Origin of the sequence: Faecalibacterium sp. Marseille-P9590 (assembly GCF_017377665.1) — a bacterium.
Classification (GTDB): Bacteria; Bacillota; Clostridia; order Oscillospirales; family Ruminococcaceae; genus Faecalibacterium.
This window is the reverse complement of record NZ_JAFREF010000010.1, coordinates 87,541-109,636: the sequence shown is the minus strand read 5'-3', so window position 1 is coordinate 109,636 and position 22,096 is coordinate 87,541. Positions and strand designations below refer to the sequence as shown.

The following is a 22,096-nucleotide window of genomic DNA, read 5'->3' as shown; positions in this document are numbered from 1 at the left end:
TGATGAGCTCAAAACCGAACTCCTCGGTGATGGCGAAGTGGCGGTCATAGCCGGGTACCGGGCAGAGGAACTTGCGCTTCTCTACCTGAGACCAGGGACAGGGAGACTCGGGGAAGCCGAAGCAGTAGCCCATAGAGATGAGGTTGTACATGATCTGCAGGCTGGAGTTGCCGCCCACAAAGACTTCCTCAGGCTTGACACCCATCACGTCGCCGAACAGCTCACGGGCCTCGTGCAGGCCCTCAAGGTCGCCGTAGTTGCGGGCATCGGTGCCGGCGTCGGTGGTGTAATCGGTCATCTGCAGCAGACCCATTGCCAGGTCCATCTGGTGAGGGCCGGGCTTGCCACGGGCCATATTCAGCTTCAGGCCCATTGCCTGAAATTTCTTGTACTTTTCTTCCAGAGCTGCCTTCTCAGCAGTCAGTTCGTCGCGGGTCATCTCAAAATAATTTGCCATAACACACACTCCTTTATCGTACTTTCTGTTTCCCACAAAATGTCCGGCGCTGCCATCCGCAGAGCAGTCCCATGCCAGTGGACCGTCCCGGTATTCCCCTCGCAGTTCCAGACTTTTATAGTTTACTACAAATTGGTCTCGGAAACAAGTCAGATGGCACAAAAAAGCCCCGCCAAAAAGCAAAAAGCTTTCAGCGGGGCTGCTCTTCCCTACTGTGCGCTGACGCTCAGCTCAGGGAAGTCTGACTCTTATAGCGCTTGCGCACCGCACCGTACTCCATGTGCGCTTCGCCGCCCTCCACGGTGTCCTCGTCGATGGTGACGCGGATGATGGTGGGGTCGTTCGGCACATCGTACATGATGGGCATGAGGATGTTCTCCATCACGCTGCGCAGGCCGCGGGCACCAGTCTTGCGCTCAATGGTCTTGCGGGCGATGGCATGGAGAGCCTCGTCGGTGATGTCCAGCTCCACATTGTCCATCGACAGCAGTTCTTTATACTGCTTGACCAGACTGTTGCGGGGCTCCTTCAGCACGCGCACCAATGCATCCTCGTCCAGGTCGTCCAGCACGGTGATGACCGGCAGACGGCCGATAAGCTCGGGGATGAGGCCGAACTTGACGAGGTCGTGGGGTTCGACCTTCCGCAGCAGGGCCTTTTCAGCCTCGCTGGAGTTATCCTTCAGCGCACTGCCAAAGCCCAGTGCGGACTTGTCGGTGCGGCGGAGGATATACTTATCCAGACCGTCGAACGCACCGCCGCAGATGAAGAGGATGTTGGTGGTGTCGATTTGGATGAACTCCTGCTGGGGGTGCTTGCGGCCGCCCTGCGGGGGGACATTGCTGACGGTGCCTTCCAAGATCTTCAACAGAGCCTGCTGCACACCTTCACCGCCCACGTCGCGGGTGATGGAGGGATTCTCACTCTTGCGGGTGATCTTGTCGATCTCATCAATATAGATGATGCCGATCTGAGCCTTCTGGACGTCGAAGTCTGCGGCCTGGATGAGCTTGAGCAGGATGTTCTCGACGTCCTCGCCCACATAGCCGGCCTCCGTCAGGGTGGTAGCGTCTGCGATGGCGAAGGGAACGCCCAGCATCTTGGCCAGCGTCTGGGCCAGCAGGGTCTTGCCGACACCGGAGGGTCCCAGCAGCAGGACGTTGGACTTCTGCAGTTCAACGTCTGCGCCCTTGCCGCTCAGGATGCGCTTATAGTGGTTGTAGACCGAGACAGCCAGCACACGCTTGGCCTCGTCCTGACCGATGACATACTGGTCCAGACCCTCCTTGATCTCTGCGGGGGTCTTGATATTGATGGCGAGATCATCTGCGGGCTGGATACGCGCCCGGCTGGCGCTGCCGCGGCTGGGGCGGGAGCTGTTGCTGCCCGGATGATCCGGCTTGTCCGAGAGCAGGTCGGCGCAGAGGCCGATGCATTCGCTGCAGATGTTCACGCCGGGGCCGATGATCATCCGCTCCACTTCGTCCTGATGTTTGCCGCAGAAGCTGCAGACCAGATCCTTTTCGTTTTTATCTCTGCCGGAATTGTTATTAGCCATAACCGTTTTTCCTTATCCTGGGTGTATTGCTTTCTGCCGCTCAGCGGTGGGTGATGACCTCATCAATGAGGCCGTATTCTTTGGCCTCCTGCGCAGAAAGGAAGTTGTCGCGCTCGGTATCCTGCTCCACCTTTTCCAGCGGCTGGCCGGTGTACTCGCTGAGCAGCCGGTTCATCTTGGCGCGGGTGCGGATGATGTGATCCGCGTGGATCTTGATGTCGGTAGCCTGTCCGGACAGACCGCCGCCCTGACCGCCTGCAATCAGCGGCTGGTGGATCATGATCTCAGCGTTGGGCAGAGCGAAGCGCTTGCCCTTGGTGCCGCTGGCCAGCAGGAATGCGCCCATCGAGGCAGCCATGCCCATGCAGATGGTGGAGACATCGCACTTGATATACTGGATGGTATCGTGGATGGCCATACCTGCGCTGATGGAGCCGCCGGGGCTGTTGATATACAGGCTGATGTCCTTATCGGGATCCTGCCCTTCCAGATACAGCAGCTGTGCCACGACAAGGCTGGCAGAGGTGTCGTTGACATCCTCGCTCAGCACAATGATGCGGTCGTTCAGCAGACGGGAGAAAATATCGTAGGAACGCTCCCCGTGCGCCGACTGCTCGACAACGTAAGGAACAAAACTCATAGGGTTCGCCTCCTGAATGAAAATTATTGTATTTGCAAAATTGACCGATACGGCAAGCGCACATGGGCCGTAGCCGTATCGGTCAATTTCAACAACCTTAGCTTACAGAGCCGGAATTACTCCCTGCCCTGTGTGACCTTGTGCGCCAGAATTACTGAGCGTCCTCGGTCTTCTCGGCCTCAGCGGCCTTCTCCACGACGTTAGCGTGGCTCTTGATGAAGTCAATAGCCTTGTTGATGGCCAGGTCGTGCTTCACCTCATCGACATTGATGAGCTCGCGGACCTTGTCCTCTTCCATCTTGTACTGGTCAGCGATGCGCTTGACCTCTGCGTTCAGCTCGTCCTCAGAAGCCTCGATGTTCTCGGCAGCTGCGACAGCCTCCAGAGCCAGACGGATCTTGACCTGCTTCTCAGCCTGAGGCATGAAGGAAGCACGGAACTGGTCGATGGACTGACCCATATACTTCAGGTAGTCCTCGAGGCGCAGGCCCTGCTGCTCCATGCGGAAAGCAAAGTCGTTGACCAGCTCGTCCATGCGGACATCGTACATAGCCTGGGGGATCTCAGCCTCCATGCCGTCGATGACCTGATCGACCAGAGCGTTCTCGACAGCCAGGTCATCCTGCTTGTCCAGCTGCTCCTGGTTGTTCTTACGGATGGAAGCCTTGAACTCGTCCAGAGTGTCGTACTCGGAGCAGTCCTTAGCCAGCTCGTCGTCCAGAGCGGGCAGCTCCTTGTACTTGACCTCGTGCAGCTTGATCTTGAAGACAGCGGGCTTGCCAGCCAGCTCAGCAGCCTGATACTGCTCGGGGAAGGTGACGTTGACGTCGAACTCCTCGCCAGCAGCGTGGCCGACGATCTGATCCTCGAAGCCGGGGATGAAGCTGCCGCTGCCCAGGGTCAGGCTGTAGTGCTCAGCCTTGCCGCCCTCGAATGCGACGCCATCCACAAAGCCCTCGAAGTCGATGTCCACGATGTCGCCGTTCTCAGCAGCACCCTCGCGGGTCAGCTCACGGGCGTTGCGCTCCTGCACACGCTTCAGCTCGGCCTCAACAGCCTCGTCAGAAACAGTATGGACAGTCTTCTCAACGGTCAGACCATTGTATGCGCCGATCTTGACTTCGGGCTTGACAGCGACCTTGACGGTCAGGGTAGCGCCCTCAGCCTCGCTGGCGGAGTCAACGCTGACCTCAGGACGGCCGACCGGCTCGATGCCGGCAGCCTTGACAGCCTCTTCGTAAGCTGCGGGGAACAGCTCGTTGATGGCGTCGTAGGTAAAGACATCAGCGCCGTACATCTTCTCGATAAGAGCCTTGGGAGCCTTGCCCTTGCGGAAGCCCTGAACAGGGTACTTCTTGCCCTCCTTCTTGAAAACATCGGCAACTGCAGCCTTGAAAGCCTCAGCGTCGATGGAGAACTGCAACTCTGCCATGCTCTTCTCGAGCTTTTCGCACTTGATGAAATTCATTTGTGTATCCTCCACTCAAATATTCTATTGCGTTGGGGCAGCGGGAAAACTGCCGCCTGCAACCGCGCACCGCGTCCTTGCTGTTTGCGAAATGCGGGGACGCGCGCGCTCAAATTGGGTGCAACAATCGCGTCACAACCTATTATAGCACGGTCGTGATAGAATTGCCACCCCAAATTTTGACTTTTTGTCATTTCTGCTATTTTGGTCTCTGCCTCAGTTGATGCGGTAGGGGCAGAACCGCAGACCATCAGCGCTGACAAGCTTGTAGCGGATGCCGTCCACATCGCCCTGCACCGCATAGCGGATGGCATTGCCGTGCAGATGGCCGTAGTAGCAGGTCCTGATGCCGTAGGCTCTCAGCGTCGCCACGATCTCGGGGGCGCTGGTGCCGGTGTAGACCGGCGGGTAATGCAGGAACACCAGCTTTTCCAGCCCGGGTTCTGCGGCGTCGAGGCTCATCTTCAAGCGGCCTATCTCCCGATTCATCACCTTTTCGTCGTGAGGCTCCCCCACATCGAACAGCCAGCCCCGGGTGCCGCAGATGGCGTAGCCCTCCACAGAGTAGGAGTTGTTGTGCAGGATGTGGAGCGTATCGAAGCCCTCGGCTTTCAGGTAGGCGTTCATCTTGTTGGCGGTGGTCCACCAATAGTCGTGATTGCCCTTCATGATGAGCTTCTGGCCGGGCAGCTGCTGCAGAAATCCGAAATCTTTGCGGGTATCGGTGAGACGCATGGCCCAGCTGATGTCGCCTGCAAGGACAATGGTATCCTCGGGCTTTACGAGCTTGCGCCAGTTGGCCTCCAGCCGTTTCACATAGCCGTTCCAGCCGGGGAAAACGTCCATCGGCTTGGAGCCGCCCAGGGAAAGGTGGGTATCGCCAAGCACAAAAAGTGCCATAGTTTATTTACTCCTGTTCTGGTTTTCGTCATGCCTGACAGCCCAGTGCCACCTCTGCGATCTGAGCCGGGTCGATGACGGTGCTGAACCGCTCGGCCTTCTGCCGCAGGACGGCGAGACTTGCGGGAGCGGTGCGGCCGGTAGCCTCTTCCAGCGCCTGCATGGCCTCGAAGTCGTTATCCGGGGCAGTGTGGCCCAGAGCTTCCAGCACGCTGCGCGGGAACTTGAAGGGCGAGGCGGTGGAAAGCACCACCATCGGCACGCCGTCCCGTTTCTTCTGAGCGGCAACATGGAAAGCCACCGCCGTATGGGTATCGCAGAGGTAGCCGTCCTTCTCGTAGCGGGCGCGGATCTCCCCTGCCACCTGTTCCTCACTGCTCCAGCCGCAGTCGAAGCTCTCCTGAATGGCCTTCAGCGTCTCGGGACGGACGGTGTAGCGGCCCGTCTCGTTCAGGCTCTTCATCAGGCCGGCCACTTCGGCATCGCTGCCGGTGACGTGGTAGAGCAGGCGCTCAAGGTTCGAGGACACGAGGATGTCCATGCTGGGCGAAGTAGTCTTATAGAACTCCCGCTTTGCAGTGTAAGTGCCGGTGGAGAGGAAGTCGGTCAGGACGTTGTTCTGGTTGGAGGCGCAGACCAGCTTGCCGACGGGCAGGCCCATCTGCTTTGCATAGTAGCCGGCCAGAATATCGCCGAAGTTGCCGGTGGGGACGCAGAAATCGACCTTGTCGCCAAAGCTGATCTTTCCCGCCTTGAGCAGCTGGGCATAAGCGGCGAAGTAATAGACGATCTGCGGCACGAGGCGGCCCCAGTTGATGGAATTGGCACTGGAAAGGCGGATGTTCCGCTCGGCCAGTCTGGCCGCAATGGCTTTATCACCGAAGACCTTCTTCACGCCGGTCTGGGCGTCGTCGAAATTGCCGCGCACGGCATAAACGGCGACATTTGCACCCTCCTGCGTGGCCATCTGCAGACGCTGGATCTCGCTGGTGCCGCCCGTGGGGTAGAACACGGCGATCTCGACGCCCGGGATGTCATGGTAGCCGTCCAGTGCGGCCTTGCCGGTGTCGCCGCTGGTCGCCACGAGGATGAGGGTCTTTTCGGTGCGGGAGAGGTTCTTCTTTGCTTCCACGAGGAGTTTCGGCATCAGCTGAAGGGCATAATCCTTGAAGGCGCAGGTCGGGCCGTGCCACAGCTCAAGGGCATAGGTATCGCCCTCCACCGGGGCCAGATAACCGGCCTTGCCGCCAAAGGCCTCACCATAAGTCGTGCGAGCAGCCTCAGCGAGGAAGTCTTTCGAGTAGTCGGTCAGATATTCGCTGACGACGGCAGCGGCCAGCTCCGGATAATCCAGCTGGCACAATGCCTCCACGTCCACCTGCGGAAAGCTTTCCGGGACGAACAGGCCGCCCTCATCCGACAGGCCCTGTGCGATCGCCTGAGAGGCGGTCACAATGCGGGAATGGTCTCTCGTGCTGAAAAATTTCATCGTTATCGCTCCTTTTTGCCAGAAGGCCCATCACTTGGCCTCGTCGTGCGGCAGCGGCCCAGAGCCTTTTTCTGCCTTTTCCCACCGGCACTTCCTGCTATTTCGCGCAAAAAGCACCCTTTATAATATGTACCATCCAGCGCCCGCTGTCAAGAGGGACGACTTCGGCCACGTCGAAACGCACCGGCTCGTCGCTCTGATGGGTGCTTTGGAGATACCATGCGGCGGATGCGATGATACGGCGCTGCTTGGCGGCGTTGACCGCCGCAGCGGGGGTATCCAGAGAGTCTTTGGCGCGGGTCTTTACCTCGCAGAACACCAGTGTTCCGTCCGGTTCCCGTAGGATGAGGTCTATCTCCCCCATCCGGGTGTGATAATTGTGGGTGATGAGGGCCGCGCCCTGTTTCTCGTAGAAACGCGCGGCGGCTGCTTCTCCCCTGCGGCCTGTCTCGGCCCGGTCCATCACTTGCCCTCGGGCCAGTAGCCCTGCTTTTTGAGGAAGCTGCGGCGGTAGAACGGCTGAATGCCGTACTGGGCAATGAGCTCGTAGTGGAGCTTGGTGCCGTAGCCCTTGTGCTTTGCCAGCTGATACTGGGGGTACTGCTTGTCCAGCTCCAGCATATAGCGGTCACGGCTGACTTTGGCCAGAATGGACGCTGCGCCGATGCTGGCGCTGGTGGCGTCGCCCTTCACCACCGGCTGTGCGGGCATGGTCAGCCCGGCCGGGATGCGGTTGCCATCCACAAGGACGAGGTTCGGCACGATGTCCAGCCCCTCCACGGCCTGACGCATCCCGCTCATGGTGGCATTCAGGATATTGTCGCGGTCGATGATGTCGGGGCCGACGAAGACGATCTTGTAAGCCAATGCCTTTTCAACGATTTGGTCGAAAAGAGCTTCCCGCTTTTTCTCGCTCAGCTTCTTGGAGTCGTTGATGCCGTAGACCGGAGCCTCCGGGTCAAGGATGCAGGCGGCCACACAGACCGGGCCGCACAGCGGGCCGCGGCCTGCCTCGTCTACGCCCGCAAAACAGCCGTACTGTGCCCGGATGTCGGCATCGTAGGCGTAGAGCGGCGCGGAGATCTCCTCATCCGTCCGGCGCTTCATTCCTCATCCTCCTCGGCAAAGTCGGCCATGTCGTCCCGCTGCGGCGGGCGTTCGAGGGAGATGCGGCCCCACTTGCAGGCGCGGAACTCATCCACCAGCATCACGGCACAGCGCTCGGTGTTCACCTCGCCGCCCCGCACCAGCAGACCGCGCTTGCGGCCGATGGCTTCCATCAGCTCGTAGGGCGGCAGAGCCAGCGTCTCGGCATCCAGCTTGTAGCGCTGGGCCACGAGGTCGGGATAGTTGCGGCGCACCTCATCCAAAAGGTTCATGGCCAGCTCCTCGACATCAAGGATGTCATCCTTGATGGAGCCGATGAAGGCCAGATTCGAGGCGATGGTCTTAGAATCGAACTTCTTCCAGAGCACACCGGGCATATCCAGCAGGTCGAACTTTTCGGTGCTGACCCACTGCTTGCCCTTGGTCACGCCGGGACGGTCAGCCGCCTTGGCGCGGGCAGAGCCTGCGAAGGTATTGATGAAGGTGGATTTGCCCACATTAGGGATGCCGCAGAGCATGACCTGCGTCTTGGCACCGGCCATGCCGCGGTTCTGGCGGCGTGCCAGCAGGCCGGACAGTTCCTTTTCGATCGCGGCCTTGACAGCGTTTGCGCCGCCTTTCTGCTTGGCGCTGATGGCGACACAGCCCGCGTCTGCCTCGTGGAAGTAGCGTATCCACTCTTCCGTCACGGCGGGGTCGGCGAGATCCGCTTTATTCAACGCATAGAGCTTGGGCTTGCGGGCCGTGATGCGCTCGATCTCCGGGTTGAGGCTGGACAGCGGGATGCGGGCGTCCAGCAGTACAAGGCTTGCGTCAACGTGCTGGATCTCCTGCTCCATCATCCGCAGCGTCTTGGCCATATGGCCCGGGAACCACTGGATGGCATATTGGTTTGCAAACCGGGTGTCCTGATTGTTCATTTTACTACTCCAAAATCCGAAAAGGGCAAAAAGCAGAGCAGCACTTTGCCCAGTATATCCTGTTCGTCGATGCAGCCGACATAGCTCGAGCGGCTGTCCAGCGAGGCGTTGCGGTTGTCTCCCATCACGAACACCGTCCCCTCAGGCACAGTGTACGGGAACTCCACATCATAGCCCAGATAGGTCGGCTCTGCGATGTAATCCTCTTCCAGCACCTTTCCATTGACCTCTACCGTTCCGGTGGCATAGTCGATGGAGATGGTGTCGCCGCCTTTGGCGATGACACGTTTGACCAGGGGGCGGCCATAGCTGGTGTAGCTGTCCACGATGACCACATCGCCCCGCTGAGGCTCATAGCCTGCGCCCCAGACGACGAGTTTATCGCCGTTTTCCAGCGTAGGCACCATCGACTCGCCGTCCACCTGAATGATACGGAAGAAAAAGGAAAACACCAGCACCAGCACCAGCGCCGCCGAAATAAGCGCTTCGTACCATTCCAGCAGGCCCTGACCACGGACAGCAGGCTGTGACTGTTCCATATCCGATGCACCTCTTTATCCGGGCTTCTGCCCGTTTTTATTTTCTTTGTCTCTGCTCCAAAAGCGCCGTATAACAGAAAAAAGGGGACAAACGAGTTGTCCCCTTTTCTCCCGCTTTGAAACGGGGAATCATCAAATATCGCTCTTGACCTTGGCAGCCTTGCCGGTACGACCACGCAGGTAGAACAGCTTTGCGCGGCGGACCTTGCCCTTACGGACAACAGTGACCTTCTCGACGAAGGGGCTGTTGATGGGGAAGACACGCTCGATGCCGACGCCGTAGGAAACGCGGCGAACGGTAAAGGTCTCTGCGACGCCGCCGTGCTTCTTAGCAATGACGGTACCCTCGAAAGCCTGGATACGCTCGCGCTCGCCTTCCTTGATACGAACATCAACGCGGACGGTATCGCCGACGTTGAACTGGGGCTTCTCAGCCTTGATGCTGCCTTCAGAAATAATCTTCAGTGCGTCCATTTTGAATTCCTCCATTTGTTTTTAGACGTTCATACACGGCGGACTGCCGTCAGAGGACCGCCCGTTTAATGATATGTGTCATTAACCCCGCTGTGGTCTCAGCGGACACTAACGCCTTAATAGGATAGCACAAACCGCCCGTAAAAGCAAGCGTTTCGGGCAAATTTATGCAAAAATTTTCGCTCTGGCTTTGATAGACCGTTCTTACTCGAACTTCCGCTTATCTGCCGTCAGAAATTCGGTGCGCAGGATAGAGGCGTTCGCCGCCGGGACCCCGAATTTTGCTTCCAGCGCCGCCGTCAGCAGCGAGGGGTTCAGGTTCAGGTCCTGCGAGGCAGGCAGGCAGACCGCAAAGCTTACGTTCTCCCCTTCCGTCTCAAGCTCGAGAGTGGGGACATATTCCTTCATCTCGACCATCCTGACGCCGCGCTTGCTCTTTTTCTCCACCGGCACGCTGTCGAGGGAGTTGTACTGCGCAAGCTTTTCCGCGGCGTATGCCGGGTAGCGGATGCGGTAGCAGGCGTAAGCGATGGCGTCGGCCTTCATCTTCACCGGTTCCACGCGGTAGACCTCGATTCCGGCAGGCATGATGGCGTTCAGCGCCGTCTGCCACTGGGCAAAATCGGGGTTTTCGGCCTCGGTCTTGACATCCACGCACTCGCACTGGCTCTCCTGCCCCAGCGAGAGCGGGCAGGCAAAAGTCATATAGATGTGGGGATTAAAGCCCAGCGTATGCCACACCGGCAGGCCGCTGCGCTTGAGCACCCGCTGCATCACCCGCTGCATATCCAGCAGGGAGATGTAGGAGGCTTCGTTCATCTTCTTAAACGAGATCCTTACTGTAATCAAAGCACGGTCCTCCTAACAGATGGTTTGCGCCGCAGCCGTGGCAGGCACGGTTGCAGGGCTGAGTGGTCTGAGCCGCGAGGGCCTTGTTGTACTCCCGCACCAGATATTCGTGGGTGACGCCGTAGTCCATGTGGCTCCACGGGGTCACTTCGTCCAGACCGATCGCGCGCTGGCAGTAGAACTTGGGGTCAATGCCCATGTCCTCGAAGACCTGCATCCAGGTGTCGTACTTGAAGCACTCTTCCCAGCCGTCAAAATAGCAGCCGCGCTTGTAGGCCTCGAGGATGACGGGAGCCAAGCGGCGGTCGCCCTTGGCAAATACGCCCTCGAGGAAGCTGGTGGTGCTGTCGTGGTAGTTGACCTTGATTTTGCGGCTGTGGACGCTTTCGAGCAGGTGCTTCTGCTTGGCCTGCAGCATCTCTTCGGTATCCATCGGGACGAACTGGAAAGGGGTGTGGGGCTTCGGCACGAAGCAGGCGCAGCTGATGGTCACCTGCACGCCGCGGCCCTTGGCGTGCTTGGGATTGGAGTAGAACAAATCGACCACTTTCTGAGCGGTCTCGGCGATGCCCTCGATGTCCTCCATCGTCTCGGTGGGAAGGCCCATCATGAAGTAGAGCTTGACGGAGGTGTAGCCGTTGGCAAAGGCCAGCGAGCAGGTCTTTTCGATTTCGTCCCAGGTGACGTTCTTATTGATGACGTCGCGCAGGCGCTGGGTCCCGGCCTCAGCGGCAAAGGTCAGGCCGCTCTTGCGCACCTTGGTGGTTTTTTCAATGAGGCTCTGGGAGAAGTTGTCCATCCGCAGAGAGGGCAGCGAAAGGCTGACGTGCTCTTTCGGCGCCCACTCGTTCAAATCGTCCAGCAGCTCTTCGAGCTGGCTGTGGTCAGAGGTGGACAGGCTGGAAAGGCTCAGCTCCTCGTAGCCGGTGTTGGCGCAGAGGTCCTGTGCGGCCTTGTTCAGCAGGCTGGCGTCGCGCTGGCGCATGGGGCGGTAGAGGAAGCCTGCCTGACAGAACCGACAGCCGCGCACACAGCCGCGCAGCACCTCGACGCTGGCGCGGTCCTGGATGGCACCCACCATCGGGACGACGAAGTTGGTCGGGGGCGCAAAGTCGTTCAGGTTCTTGATGATGGCCTTGGTGATGACCGCCGGGATGCCCGGCTCGTTGGGAGTGATGGACTTGACGCGGCCATCGTCGTAGTATTCGATGTCGTAGAAAGCCGGGATATAGACGCCGGGGATCCTTGCAATGCGGAGCAGCAGCTCTTTCTTGGAGACGCCGCCCTCTTTCTTGGCCTTTTCGATTTCGGCGCAGATGCCGGGCAGCTGGTTTTCGCCCTCGCCCAGCTGGACGACGTCGAAGAAGTCGGCGATGGGCTCGGAGTTGCAGGCACAGGGGCCGCCTGCCACGATGAGAGGCCAGCTCTCGTCACGGTCTTTCGAGTAGAACGGGATGCCCGCCAGATCCAGCATGGCGAGGATGTTGGTGTAGGACAGCTCATATTGGAGCGTAAAGCCCACAGCGTCGAAAGCCGTGAGGGGGTCTTTGCTCTCCATCGTGTAGAGGGGCAGGCTCAGGCGCTCCATCTCAGCCTTCATATCCAGCCACGGCATAAAGGCGCGCTCACACCACCAGTTTTCGTGGCTGTTCAGCAGCTCGTAGAGGATTTTTTCGCCCAGAAAGGACATGCCCACTTCGTAGGTGTCCGGGAAGCAGAACGCGAAGCGGACGTCTACCTCGTCTTTATTTTTATAGACGCTGCCCGGTTCGCCGCCGGTGTAACGGCCCGGCTTCTGCACCCGGGACAGCGCTTCTTTCAGTTTCGGATCAAACATCAAGTTCCTCCATTTAACAACACGGATTGTATATTTATATATATTACCCTATTTGGGCGAAGATTGCAACAGACATCGCAGCATTTGAGCTCCATCCAGCGGTGGGACAGGCAGAAGGTTGAACGCCCCGGTGAGCAGATTGGCCGCAAGGAACGCACTGCCCCGGATGGTCGCACACTGCTCCATTCTCATTGCCCAAATGGCGGCCAAGAGGCCATTCATGCCCGGCCCGGCGGCAGCGAGCAGAAAGGTCTGACCCCGGGTGAGGGTCTGACCCCATGTCCGCATACAGAAACCGGTCATGGTCACTTCGATGACGGGAAAACGCCGGAACAGGAGCAGATAGACGAAGATATGCCCCATTTCGTGGAGGATAGCGGCGCACAGACCGATGCGCAGGAAGCCGCTGGCGTCGAACCAGAGCAGCAGATACAGCGCCCCGCAGAGCAGCAGCGGGTCACGGAACACCAGCGGCCCCAGCCGGACGAGCCGCCTCATGGCAGGCCCAGCAGAGCCCCCGCATCATAGCGGACGCCCTGTTCCAGAAGCTCAAAATGAAGGTGCGCCCCGGTGGAGCGGCCCGTCTCCCCCGCTGTCCCCAGCGGCTGACCTGCCTGCACCACCTCTCCGGCCCGAACGAAGAGGTATTGCAGATGGGCGTAAAGCGTCTCCTGCCCGCCGCTGTGGCTCAGGCAGAGGTAGTTGCCGTAGGTCGCGCTCCGCCGGGCGGCAATGACGACGCCGTTCATTGCGGCCAGCACCAGCGTGCCTTCCGAACATGCAAGGTCCGTGCCGCGATGGAACGCCTCTTCGCCGGTGATGGGGTCGGTGCGCCAGCCGTAGGCGTCCGAGACCCGCCATGCCGTCGTACCCAGCGGGAAGCAGGCCGTCTGCGCGGGCCTTACCCGTTTCAGCGAACAGCCCTCAGGCGCGGCTTTTGCGGCACAGGCCCGCAGAGCGGCCACGCAGAACAGGACAGCGCAGAACACCGCAAAAATCACCCATCCCTTTGTTTTATGCTGTCTTGTCCCCATCGGCGTCCCTCCTGTTTCCTGTACTGTATGCGGCAGGACAATATAAAATGCCGCCAGCCTTGCAGGCCAGCGGCATCGGGGATTATTTCAGGAAGTGCTCGAGCAGGCGGCTCAGCAGACCGGTGCGTCGGGGGCGGCTCTCGGTGACGACGATGGGCATCGGGGCGGGAGCGGCCTTTTCCGGCTGTACTGGCTGTTTTTCCGGTTCTACGGGTTGAGGTACTGCCTTTGCCGGTACGGCAGGCTTTTCCGGAGCCTTGACGGGCTGGGGCTTCGGCGTCTCGACGACAGAGGCCGGTGCAGGCGCTTTGTCGCGGGCCGTCCAGTCGTCGCGGAGAAGGTCGTACATTCCCATCTGGCTGTTCACCAGCGGCTCGCCGGGGGCGGGCTTGACTTTCTGGTAGCTGCCGTCCGGCTGCATCTCGCGGGCGTTGACGTTGTCGCTGAGCTGGAGGCGGAGGATGCTGTCGAGTTTCTCCTTCAGCACGGGGTCTTCTACCCGGACGCCGACTTCCACGCGGCACTCGGTGTTGCGGGTGAGAAAGTCGCCGGATGCGATATAGATGCGGGTGTTCACGCCGTCATAGAAGCTGTAGATTCGGCCATGCTCGAGGTAGCGGCCCACGAGGCTGCGGATGTGGAGGTTTTCGGTCTTGCCCGGCACACCGGCACGGACGCAGCAGATGCCGCGGACGATCATGTCGATGCGGACACCGGCACAGCTGGCTTCCTCGAGCTTTAAGATGATGTCACGGTCAGAGATGGAGTTGTTCTTCAAAATCATGGAAGCCGGGCGGCCCAGACGGGCAGCGTTGATGACCCGGTCCATCTCATCCAGCAGCACGCTCTTGAAGCGGAGGGGTGCCACCAGCATTTTTTCGCTTTCTTCCGTCAGTTTCTGCACGGCAAGGTTCTGGAAGACGTTGGACGCTTCCTCGCCGATGCCGAGGTCGGCGGTGATGAAGGAGTAGTCGGTATAAAGCTCACTGGTCTTCTCGTTGTAGTTTCCGGTGCCGATCTGGGTGATGTAGGAGTAGCCGTGGGCGCTCTTTTTGGTGATGAGAGTCAGCTTGGAGTGGACTTTGTAGTCGTCAAAGCCATAGATGACCGTACATCCGGCCTCTTCAAGGTGCTTCGACCAGTCGATGTTGTTCTGTTCGTCAAAGCGGGCGCGCAGCTCCACCAGCGCCACGACTTCCTTGCCGTTCTCGGCGGCTTCCACGAGGGCCTGTACGATTTGAGACTCGCGGGCCATGCGGTAGAGCGTCATCTTGATGGAGATGACGTCGGGGTCCTGCGCGGCCTTTTTCAGCATCGCAATAAAGGGGCGGATGGACTGGTACGGGTAACTCAACAACACATCGTGCTTTTCCACCTCGGCGGCAAGTTCATAGTCCTGCGGGGGCAGCATAGGCCGGGCAGGCGTATAGAACAGCTCGGGGTGGCCGTCGGACTCCATGCGGGAGGTGAGCTTGTAGAAGAAACTCAGGTCAAGAGGACTCTTCTGGACGAAGACCCGCTTGTGGGTCAGCTCGAGACGGCTGCAGAGCAGCTGAGCGACCTGCGGTGCGGCGGGGATGACCTGCAGACGGACGGCGGCCAGCTTGCGGCGGCGCTTGAGCAGATCGGCCATGATCTCGCGGTAGTCGATGTCATGGTCCATCATGCCCTCTTTCACGTCGATGTCGGCGTTGCGGGTGACCCGGAAGAGGCACTTTTCCTGCACGTTCTCCTTTCCGAAGATGAGGGCCGCATAATGGAGCACCAGCTCCTCCGTCAGGGCAAAGCAGGTCTCATTGTCCTTCCGGACGAAATGCATCCGCTCCATCTGGCTTGAGATGGGTACGATGCCGAGGGTATGCTCCGAGGTGTGTTTTTCGTGAAGGAGGACGCCAAGATAGATTTCCTTATTGCGCAGGAACGGGAACGGGTGGCGGCTGTCCACGATCTGGGGGCTGAGGATGGGGAAAAGCTCGCTCTGGAAATACTTTTTCCAGAAGTGCTCGTCCTCTTTGCTCAGCTTGTCGAAATCCACCTTGCGGTAGCCGCAGGCGGCCAGATTTTCCAGCGCTTTGGCGTAGTATTTGTCGCAGTCCTCCTGGAGCTGAGCGGTCTTGGGCATGATGGCGGCAAGCTGCTCTTCCGCCGTCATGTTCGTCTTGTTTTCCCGCTTTTCCTTCTTGCCGCGCATGAGGTTGGCGCGCTCCTGGAGCGAGCCGACGCGCACCATGAAGAACTCGTCCAGATTGGAGCCGTAGATGGCCAGAAACTTGAGCTGTTCGGCCAGCGGGACATTTTTATCCTTGCCCAGCACCAGCACGCGGCGGTTGAAGTCCAGCCAGCTCAATTCCCGGTTGATAAAAATGCTCTCTTCACTCATGATAACTCCTTTTTCCCGAGAAGGTCTCCCCTCTCAGCTCACATAGGCGAGGCCCTGCCATTCGTCTATCATATCCTGCGTAACGCCCGGCACCTGTGCCACCTCATCGAGGCTCTGGAACCGGCCATGGGCAAGACGATGTTCCAGAATGGCTCTCGCCTTCTTCTCCCCGAGGCCGGGCAGTGTGGTCATAGCGTCCACCCCGGCGGTATTGAGATCTACGCGGAAGGACTCCCGCAGAGGCTCGACCACCACTGACGAAGCCTGCGCCGGGGATGGCGGCACGGCATACCAGAACGCCAGACTGACAATGCAGACCGCCGCTGCTGCCGCCAGTGCCAGAAAGCGGCGCTCACCAGGGCTTAACATAGTTTCTCTCATTGTACTCGAAATCCTTCCAAAAAGAAAGTCTCCTGCGGAAAATTTGCAGGAGACTTTACACAATCTTTACGATGCGGCTTCGGCACTTCGCACAAGGCCATAGAAAAACTCTGCGGCTGCGCCGGTGTCGTGGTCGGTCAGGGTCGTCTGGCTGGCAGCAAGGCGCAGCTCCACCGGGGCATCTGCCGGAACGACGCTCTGCTTGGCCTGACGGACCAGCTCGAGCATCTGGCTGCACCCGGCGGCGACGGTGAGCTGGTCAGCCGTGCAGTTGACGGGCAGACAGACCGCGCCCAGCATAGCTTCCGCCGAGACGGCACCCGGTGTCAGCACCATGACATCCATGCCGGTGCGCTCCGAGCGCAGCATGGCGGCATTGTCCCCCAGTGCCTTTTCCAGCAAGGCCTGAATGGGCAGCTGCTGACGGTCCTGATAGAGCAGGATGCGCAGCACGTCCTCGCCCTTGACGTCGGCGGGACTGCACAGCGTAAAGGGGGTGAACTCCCGGCGCAGATGGCGCTCGAGGGCGGTGCTCATCCGCAGCACACGGGTAGAGCCGTCGGCCATCTGCAGCGCAATGCCGAGGCCCACAGCTGCGGGCAGCTTTTTGAAGATGGATTCCTCACAGCCCGCGAAGCTGCACAGCGGCTGGCCGCTGCCCTCCGAGAACCGGTAGGCCAGCGTACCGCCGCAGGTGAGCGCGGGCGCAGCAAGGCGCAGTCCACCCAGCACGGCGCGGACGGCCCGGGGCGAACGCTGGCTGAAGACCGTCAGCCTGCCGCCCCGGCTGGAAAACAGCTGGAGCACATCCCGCACGACCTGCGGCATGTTGCCGTCACCGGCCAAAAGGAGATGGTCCAGATCGCAGAGTACGAGCGTAGAATCGAGAAGTTTCGTCATACAGTCCCCCTCCTGAGCGATGCAATAAAGTGGGTGAAATACTCCGGAAGCTCCGAGTCGAAGCGGAGATGTTCCCCTGTGATGGGGTGGATGAAGCCCAATGTCTTTGCGTGGAGACACTGGCCGTGGAGCTTGGTGATGCAGTTGTGGGGGCCATACACCGGGTCGCCCGCCACGGGATGCTGGATGGACGCCATGTGGACGCGGATCTGATGGGTGCGGCCCGTCTTGAGGCGGCATTCCAGCAGGGTGAAGCCGCCGAAGCGCTCCAGCACCTTATAGCCGGTGTAGGCATACTTGGTGTGGGGCTCGCTGGCCGGGTAGACCGCCATCTTCTTGCGGTCGGTCTTTGAGCGGCCCAGATTTGCTTCCACGAAGCCCTCGTCCTGTGCAAAGCCGCCGTAAACAACGGTCTGGTAGGCGCGTTCCACGCTGTGAACCGCCATCTGCTGGGACAGGCCGATGTGGGTGGCGTCATCTTTCGCCACCACCAGCAGGCCGCTGGTGTCCTTGTCGATGCGGTGGACGATACCGGGGCGTATCTCACCGCCGATGCCCGAGAGGCTGCCCTTGCAGTGCCAGAGCAGGGCGTTCACGAGCGTGCCGTCCGGGTTGCCCGGGGCCGGGTGGACGACCATGCCCTTGGGCTTGTTCACCACCAGAAGGTGGTCGTCCTCGTACACGATGTCCAGCGGGATGTCCTGCGGCACAGCCTCGATAGGCTTTGCGTCAGGAATTTCCAGCAGGATGGTGTCCCCCGCCTTGAGTTTGAGGCTCTTGGCGATGCTTTTGCCGTTGCAGAGCACATGACCGTCAGCCACGAGGCCTTGCAGCGCACTGCGGGAAAGGCCGGTGTCCTCCCCGCTGAGGAAGCGGTCGATGCGCTGGCCTGCGGCCTCCGCTTCCACGATAAATTCACGCTGTTCCATGGTTTACTGCTCCTTCGAGGGCTTATCTTCCACTTCTTCCAGCAGGATGACCAGCACCCAGAGCGCTACACCGACGCAGACGAGAATGTCGGCAAAGTTGAAGACTGCAAAGTCGATGAACAGCGGGTTGATGTAGTCCACGACCTCACCGTTCAGCACACGGTCGATGAGGTTGCCGATGCCGCCGGCCAGCACGAGGATGAAAGCGATCTGCTGCAGGAGCTTGCCGCGGCTGCGGAAGAACAGCAGATAGGCTACGAGCAGCAGCGCGGCGCTGGTGGCGAGGATAAGGAAAAGCTGCTTTCCGCTCAGCAGGCTGAACGCCATGCCCTGATTGAGCACGAAGCGCAGCTCCACCACATGCGGGATGACGGTGATGGCCTCCACAGGGGCCAGATACTGGGTAGCCCAGAGCTTGATGGCCTGGTCGATGCCCACCAGCGCGGCCACACAGACCAGATTCAGAATGACATATGCCATAGTTTCTCCTGATTTTTTGAAAAAGGCGGCGCCCCCTTTTGCGCCGGGTGCGCCGCCAGAGATACAAAATGGTTTAGCCCTCCACAACAGCGGCACAGCGTGCGCACAGGGTGGGATGAGCAGCGTGGGTGCCGATGTCTGCGGAGTACTTCCAGCAGCGCTCGCACTTGTCGCCGGTGGCGTGTGCAGCAGCAACGCCCAGACCCTCGACGGCGCTGGCTGCGCCGCCTTCACCCTTGACCAGCTCCACATGGGAGACGATCATCAGGTCGGCCAGCTCGTCCATCGGGATGCTGTTGAGCAGGTCGTAGACGGCGTCATTGCAGTACAGGGTGACGGAAGCCTCGAGAGAAGCGCCGATCTGCTTATCTGCACGGGCCTGCTCGAGGACCTTCTTGACCTCGTCGCGGACAGCGATGAGCTGCGCCCACTTAGCCTTGAAGGCATCGTCAGCTGCGTACTGGCCAGCCTTCGGCATATCCTCGAAGACGACGTACTTGTTCATAGCCTCGGTCTTGGGCAGGAAGTCCCAGATCTCCTGGCTGGTGAAGCAGAGGATGGGAGCGATGATCTTGTCCAGAGCGACGAGGATCTTGTACATCGCGGTCTGCGCAGCCTTGCGGCCAGTGCCGTTGGTGCAGTACAGGCGATCCTTGGTGACGTCCAGATAGAAGTTGGACATGGCCACGACACAGAAGTTGTAGACAGCGTGGTAGACCTTGTTGAAGTCATACACAGCATAGCCAGCGTTGGTGTTGACGATGAGGTCGTCCAGCGCAGCCAGAGCCCAGCGGTCGATGTCCTGCAGCTGGTCGTCAGCCACACAGTCGGTGTTGGGGTCGAAGCCGTCGAGGTTGCCCAGAATGAAGCGGGCAGTGTTGCGGATCTTGCGGTAGGCCTCGCTCAGCTGCTTGAAGATGTTCTTGCCGGCACGCACATCGACGGTGTAATCGGAAGAAGCCACCCACAGGCGGATGATGTCTGCGCCGTAATCCTTGATGATCTCGCTGGGCTCGACGCCGTTGCCGGCGCTCTTGTGCATCTGCTTGCCCTGCTCGTCCACGACCCAGCCGTGGCACAGAACGGACTTATAGGGTGCGCAGCCCTTGCTTGCGACACTGGTCAGCAGGCTGGACTGGAACCAGCCGCGGAACTGGTCGCCGCCCTCCATATACATATCGGCCGGGAAGCGCAGCTCGGGGCGCTCTTCCAGAACGGCAGCATGGGTGGAGCCGGAGTCAAACCAGACGTCCATGATGTCGGTGTCCTTCGTCCACTCGGAAGCGCCGCACTTCTCGCAGACTTCACCAGCGGGGATGATCTGCTCAGCGTCGTACTTATACCAAGCGTCGGAACCCTCCTTGCGGAACAGGTCGCTGACGGCCTTGATGGTGGCGTCGGTGATGTGGTAAGCGCCGCACTTCTTGCAGTAGAAGGCCGGGATAGGCACGCCCCAGGTGCGCTGACGGCTGATGCACCAGTCGTTGCGGTCGCGCACCATGCCGTGCATACGGTCGTGGCCCCAGTCGGGCATCCAGGTCACGGTGTCGATGGCCTTGTAGACGTCCTCACGGAACTTGGCGATGGAGCAGAACCACTGCTCGGTAGCACGGAAGATGATGGGATTATGGCAGCGCCAGCAGTGCGGATACTGATGCTTGATGTGCAGCTGGCCCATGACAGCGCCGGCGGCGGTCAGGTCGGCCAGAATGGTCTTGTTGGAAGCCCAGACGCGCTGGCCTGCGTACTTGCCGGCCTGCTCGGTCAGATAGCCGCCGTCGTCCACAGGGACGGTGATGGGGATCTGGGGGTACTTCTGGCAGACGTTGAAGTCATCGACGCCGTGGCCGCCGGCGGTGTGAACACAGCCAGAGCCGCTTTCCAGCGTGACGTGGTCGCCGAGGATGACCCAGCCTTCCTTGGGCAGATAGACGTGGTTATAGCGCATCAGCTCGAACTCTGCACCGCTGACAGGCTCACCCACCACCTCATACTCGGTGATGTGGCAGGCATCCATGACGCTCTTGACGAGGTCAGTGGCCATGATGTGGAACTCGTCGCCGATCTTGACGAAGGAGTACTCGAACTGGCCGTTCAGGCAGATAGCCTCGTTGGCGGGCAAGGTCCAGGTGGTGGTGGTCCAGATGACGAAGTAGGTCTTCTCCATCGGGATGCCGTGCTTTGCCAGAACGCCGTTGGGGTCCTGAGAGACGTGGAAGCGGACGAAGATAGAGTCGCACTCGTCCTCGCCGTACTCGATCTCGGCCTCAGCCAGAGCGGTGCGGCAGTCGGGGCACCAGTAGACAGGCTTCAGACCCTTGTAGATATAGCCCTTCTTGGCCATCTCGCCGAAGATCTCGATCTGACGGGCCTCAAACTCGGGCTTGAGGGTCAGATAGGGATGCTCAAAATCGCCGATAACGCCCAGACGCTTGAACTGGTCGCTCATAATGTCGATGTGCTCGGTGGCGAACTTCTCGCAGATCTGGCGCAGCTCGAGCTTGGAGATGTCCTTCTTCTTCTCGCCGACGGAGGACAGGGCCTTCAGCTCAATGGGCAGGCCGTGGGTATCAAAGCCGGGTACATAGGGAGCCTGGAAGCCCTCCATGTTCTTCTCACGGATGATGATGTCCTTGATGATCTTGTTCAGCGCGGTACCCATGTGGATATTGCCGTTGGCATACGGAGGGCCATCGTGCAGGATGAACTGAGGTTTGCCCTCGTTGTGCTTCATGAGCTGGTTGTACAGGTCGTTGTCGTCCCAATCCTTGAGCATGACCGGTTCCTTCTTGGGCAGGCCGGCGCGCATCTCAAACAGGGTCTTGGGCAGGTTCAGAGTACTGTCGTACTGAGACTTATTCTTAGCCACTGGTTTTACACTCTCCTCTATTGGTTTTGCAATCGCAAATAGCGCAGCTACGCGCTTATTTTATCAAAACAGCTTTACGGCACACAAATGATGCCTTGCTGTCGATGCTTAGGGAATTATTCGCTGAAGTTCACGCCCTGAAAGGCAGCGTTGGGGTCTGCCGGGGGCGGGTCGAGCTTGAGCTGAGATTCGTCCTTCTCCCAGAAGTCCTCGCTGGCCTTCTCGGGGGCGGCGTCTTCCGTCTCGGCAGCGTCCGCAGCGGGTGCTGCTTCCTCGGTGGTATCGGCATCCTCGGTTTCGGGCAGCTCAGCCTCGGCATCCTGTGCGGGGGCCTCCTCCTTCTGCTGGAACTCCGGCAGACGGCTCAGGGACTCCACATGGGTGCGGTAAAGGTTCAGCACGTCGGACTTGAAACGGGTGACCTCGAGACGAACGCGGTCATACTCGCGCTCTTCGGCCAGCTTTTTGTCGTTGGCCTCGCTGATGATCTCGTCGGCGCGGTCGCTGGCCTTCTGCAGCAGCTCGTTGGCATCCCGGATGATGTCGTCGCCGCGCAGATTTGCACGGTGCAGGATGTCTTCGGCCTTCTGGTTGGCCTCGCGGATGACGTTTTCGCCCATGCGCTGCGCATTGATGAGGGCGCTCTTGAGCATATCGCCGTCTGCCTCATAGCTCTGCATATTGCGGCGCAGGGTCTCGTTCTCGGCAGTCAGGTCGGCTACCTGCTTGCGCAGGGCCTCCATCTGTTCCGCATCCTGCCCGAGCTGCTGTTCTACCTTATCCAGAAAGTGGTCAACATCCTCGGTACGGTAGCCGCGGAGGTTCTTTTCGAATTGGACAGAGCGCACGTCCTGCGGTGTCAGCATAATGATCTCCTCCATTTTA

At 59.7% G+C, this 22,096-nt stretch carries 21 protein-coding genes and 1 pseudogene; all 22 read right to left on the bottom strand.

The window, feature by feature from the left end:
• A pseudogene (locus J3349_RS11180) lies at window positions 1-457 on the bottom strand (aminotransferase); the annotation flags it as partial.
• 226 nt (window positions 458-683) lie between these two features.
• Entirely contained in the window at window positions 684-2,015 is a 1,332-nt protein-coding gene (gene clpX, locus J3349_RS11175; RefSeq protein WP_149793333.1) for an ATP-dependent Clp protease ATP-binding subunit ClpX, read from the bottom strand.
• 40 nt (window positions 2,016-2,055) lie between these two features.
• Window positions 2,056-2,655: an ATP-dependent Clp endopeptidase proteolytic subunit ClpP gene (gene clpP / locus J3349_RS11170; RefSeq protein WP_015564088.1), complete on the bottom strand. Its 600-nt coding sequence runs from the start codon at window positions 2,653-2,655 to the stop codon at window positions 2,056-2,058.
• A gap of 151 nt (window positions 2,656-2,806) precedes the next feature.
• Window positions 2,807-4,123 carry a trigger factor gene (tig, locus tag J3349_RS11165; RefSeq protein WP_158394469.1) on the bottom strand — a complete coding sequence of 439 codons (1,317 nt, stop codon included), beginning with the start codon at window positions 4,121-4,123 and terminating at the stop codon, window positions 2,807-2,809.
• A 216-nt stretch (window positions 4,124-4,339) separates the two neighbouring features.
• On the bottom strand, window positions 4,340-5,023 hold the full coding sequence (locus tag J3349_RS11160) for a metallophosphoesterase (RefSeq protein WP_207677460.1): 684 nt from the start codon (window positions 5,021-5,023) through the stop codon (window positions 4,340-4,342).
• Between the two features lie 28 nt (window positions 5,024-5,051).
• A complete protein-coding gene (gene thrC, locus J3349_RS11155; protein WP_207677459.1) occupies window positions 5,052-6,512 on the bottom strand; it encodes a threonine synthase in 1,461 nt (486 codons plus the stop codon).
• A gap of 97 nt (window positions 6,513-6,609) precedes the next feature.
• On the bottom strand, window positions 6,610-6,975 hold the full coding sequence (locus tag J3349_RS11150; protein WP_158394466.1) for a YraN family protein: 366 nt from the start codon (window positions 6,973-6,975) through the stop codon (window positions 6,610-6,612).
• Complete coding sequence (locus tag J3349_RS11145; RefSeq protein ID WP_207677458.1) at window positions 6,975-7,619, bottom strand: ribonuclease HII; 645 nt, start codon at window positions 7,617-7,619, stop codon at window positions 6,975-6,977. The genes J3349_RS11150 and J3349_RS11145 overlap by 1 nt, the downstream gene beginning before the upstream one ends.
• Window positions 7,616-8,539 (bottom strand): ribosome biogenesis GTPase YlqF, encoded by a 924-nt coding sequence (gene ylqF / locus J3349_RS11140; RefSeq protein WP_149793328.1) that lies wholly within the window; start codon window positions 8,537-8,539, stop codon window positions 7,616-7,618. The genes J3349_RS11145 and ylqF overlap by 4 nt, the downstream gene beginning before the upstream one ends.
• On the bottom strand, window positions 8,536-9,078 hold the full coding sequence (lepB, locus tag J3349_RS11135; protein ID WP_149793327.1) for a signal peptidase I: 543 nt from the start codon (window positions 9,076-9,078) through the stop codon (window positions 8,536-8,538). Before lepB ends, ylqF begins: the two co-directional genes overlap by 4 nt.
• 132 nt (window positions 9,079-9,210) lie before the next feature.
• Window positions 9,211-9,552, bottom strand: coding sequence for a 50S ribosomal protein L19 (rplS, locus tag J3349_RS11130; RefSeq protein ID WP_149793326.1), 342 nt, complete (start codon window positions 9,550-9,552; stop codon window positions 9,211-9,213).
• 204 nt (window positions 9,553-9,756) lie between these two features.
• Complete coding sequence (locus J3349_RS11125; RefSeq protein WP_207677457.1) at window positions 9,757-10,401, bottom strand: TIGR03936 family radical SAM-associated protein; 645 nt, start codon at window positions 10,399-10,401, stop codon at window positions 9,757-9,759.
• Window positions 10,376-12,238, bottom strand: coding sequence for a TIGR03960 family B12-binding radical SAM protein (locus tag J3349_RS11120; protein WP_158394461.1), 1,863 nt, complete (start codon window positions 12,236-12,238; stop codon window positions 10,376-10,378). The genes J3349_RS11125 and J3349_RS11120 overlap by 26 nt, the downstream gene beginning before the upstream one ends.
• A gap of 48 nt (window positions 12,239-12,286) precedes the next feature.
• Complete coding sequence (locus J3349_RS11115) at window positions 12,287-12,736, bottom strand: peptidase (protein WP_207677456.1); 450 nt, start codon at window positions 12,734-12,736, stop codon at window positions 12,287-12,289.
• Window positions 12,733-13,272 (bottom strand): M23 family metallopeptidase, encoded by a 540-nt coding sequence (locus J3349_RS11110; RefSeq protein WP_207677455.1) that lies wholly within the window; start codon window positions 13,270-13,272, stop codon window positions 12,733-12,735. Before J3349_RS11110 ends, J3349_RS11115 begins: the two co-directional genes overlap by 4 nt.
• Window positions 13,273-13,354: 82 nt before the next feature.
• The gene (gene ppk1, locus J3349_RS11105; protein WP_207677454.1) at window positions 13,355-15,652 is read right to left on the bottom strand and encodes a polyphosphate kinase 1; all 2,298 of its coding nucleotides are present in this window, start codon (window positions 15,650-15,652) and stop codon (window positions 13,355-13,357) included.
• Window positions 15,653-15,685: 33 nt separating this feature from the next.
• On the bottom strand, window positions 15,686-16,021 hold the full coding sequence (locus J3349_RS11100; protein ID WP_207677453.1) for a helix-hairpin-helix domain-containing protein: 336 nt from the start codon (window positions 16,019-16,021) through the stop codon (window positions 15,686-15,688).
• A 78-nt stretch (window positions 16,022-16,099) separates the two neighbouring features.
• The gene (locus tag J3349_RS11095; protein WP_158403132.1) at window positions 16,100-16,933 is read right to left on the bottom strand and encodes an HAD hydrolase family protein; all 834 of its coding nucleotides are present in this window, start codon (window positions 16,931-16,933) and stop codon (window positions 16,100-16,102) included.
• Entirely contained in the window at window positions 16,930-17,862 is a 933-nt protein-coding gene (locus tag J3349_RS11090; protein ID WP_207677452.1) for an RluA family pseudouridine synthase, read from the bottom strand. The genes J3349_RS11095 and J3349_RS11090 overlap by 4 nt, the downstream gene beginning before the upstream one ends.
• 3 nt (window positions 17,863-17,865) lie before the next feature.
• The gene (lspA, locus tag J3349_RS11085; RefSeq protein WP_149793317.1) at window positions 17,866-18,342 is read right to left on the bottom strand and encodes a signal peptidase II; all 477 of its coding nucleotides are present in this window, start codon (window positions 18,340-18,342) and stop codon (window positions 17,866-17,868) included.
• A 73-nt stretch (window positions 18,343-18,415) separates the two neighbouring features.
• Window positions 18,416-21,211, bottom strand: coding sequence for an isoleucine--tRNA ligase (gene ileS / locus J3349_RS11080; protein WP_158394454.1), 2,796 nt, complete (start codon window positions 21,209-21,211; stop codon window positions 18,416-18,418).
• Between the two features lie 116 nt (window positions 21,212-21,327).
• On the bottom strand, window positions 21,328-22,077 hold the full coding sequence (locus J3349_RS11075) for a DivIVA domain-containing protein (RefSeq protein ID WP_242699629.1): 750 nt from the start codon (window positions 22,075-22,077) through the stop codon (window positions 21,328-21,330).
• Window positions 22,078-22,096: the final 19 nt, after the last annotated feature.

Bases quoted from the DNA above. Each gene is read 5' to 3' on its own strand.
- clpX (WP_149793333.1), bottom strand. From the start codon at position 2,015: ATGGCTAATAACAATTCCGGCAGAGATAAAAACGAAAAGGATCTGGTC.
- clpP (WP_015564088.1), bottom strand. From the start codon at position 2,655: ATGAGTTTTGTTCCTTACGTTGTCGAGCAGTCGGCGCACGGGGAGCGT.
- tig (WP_158394469.1), bottom strand. From the start codon at position 4,123: ATGAATTTCATCAAGTGCGAAAAGCTCGAGAAGAGCATGGCAGAGTTG.
- J3349_RS11160 (WP_207677460.1), bottom strand. From the start codon at position 5,023: ATGGCACTTTTTGTGCTTGGCGATACCCACCTTTCCCTGGGCGGCTCC.
- thrC (WP_207677459.1), bottom strand. From the start codon at position 6,512: ATGAAATTTTTCAGCACGAGAGACCATTCCCGCATTGTGACCGCCTCT.
- J3349_RS11150 (WP_158394466.1), bottom strand. From the start codon at position 6,975: ATGGACCGGGCCGAGACAGGCCGCAGGGGAGAAGCAGCCGCCGCGCGT.
- J3349_RS11145 (WP_207677458.1), bottom strand. From the start codon at position 7,619: ATGAAGCGCCGGACGGATGAGGAGATCTCCGCGCCGCTCTACGCCTAC.
- ylqF (WP_149793328.1), bottom strand. From the start codon at position 8,539: ATGAACAATCAGGACACCCGGTTTGCAAACCAATATGCCATCCAGTGG.
- lepB (WP_149793327.1), bottom strand. From the start codon at position 9,078: ATGGAACAGTCACAGCCTGCTGTCCGTGGTCAGGGCCTGCTGGAATGG.
- rplS (WP_149793326.1), bottom strand. From the start codon at position 9,552: ATGGACGCACTGAAGATTATTTCTGAAGGCAGCATCAAGGCTGAGAAG.
- J3349_RS11120 (WP_158394461.1), bottom strand. From the start codon at position 12,238: ATGTTTGATCCGAAACTGAAAGAAGCGCTGTCCCGGGTGCAGAAGCCG.
- J3349_RS11115 (WP_207677456.1), bottom strand. From the start codon at position 12,736: ATGAGGCGGCTCGTCCGGCTGGGGCCGCTGGTGTTCCGTGACCCGCTG.
- J3349_RS11110 (WP_207677455.1), bottom strand. From the start codon at position 13,272: ATGGGGACAAGACAGCATAAAACAAAGGGATGGGTGATTTTTGCGGTG.
- ppk1 (WP_207677454.1), bottom strand. From the start codon at position 15,652: ATGAGTGAAGAGAGCATTTTTATCAACCGGGAATTGAGCTGGCTGGAC.
- J3349_RS11100 (WP_207677453.1), bottom strand. From the start codon at position 16,021: ATGTTAAGCCCTGGTGAGCGCCGCTTTCTGGCACTGGCGGCAGCAGCG.
- J3349_RS11095 (WP_158403132.1), bottom strand. From the start codon at position 16,933: ATGACGAAACTTCTCGATTCTACGCTCGTACTCTGCGATCTGGACCAT.
- J3349_RS11090 (WP_207677452.1), bottom strand. From the start codon at position 17,862: ATGGAACAGCGTGAATTTATCGTGGAAGCGGAGGCCGCAGGCCAGCGC.
- lspA (WP_149793317.1), bottom strand. From the start codon at position 18,342: ATGGCATATGTCATTCTGAATCTGGTCTGTGTGGCCGCGCTGGTGGGC.
- J3349_RS11075 (WP_242699629.1), bottom strand. From the start codon at position 22,077: ATGCTGACACCGCAGGACGTGCGCTCTGTCCAATTCGAAAAGAACCTC.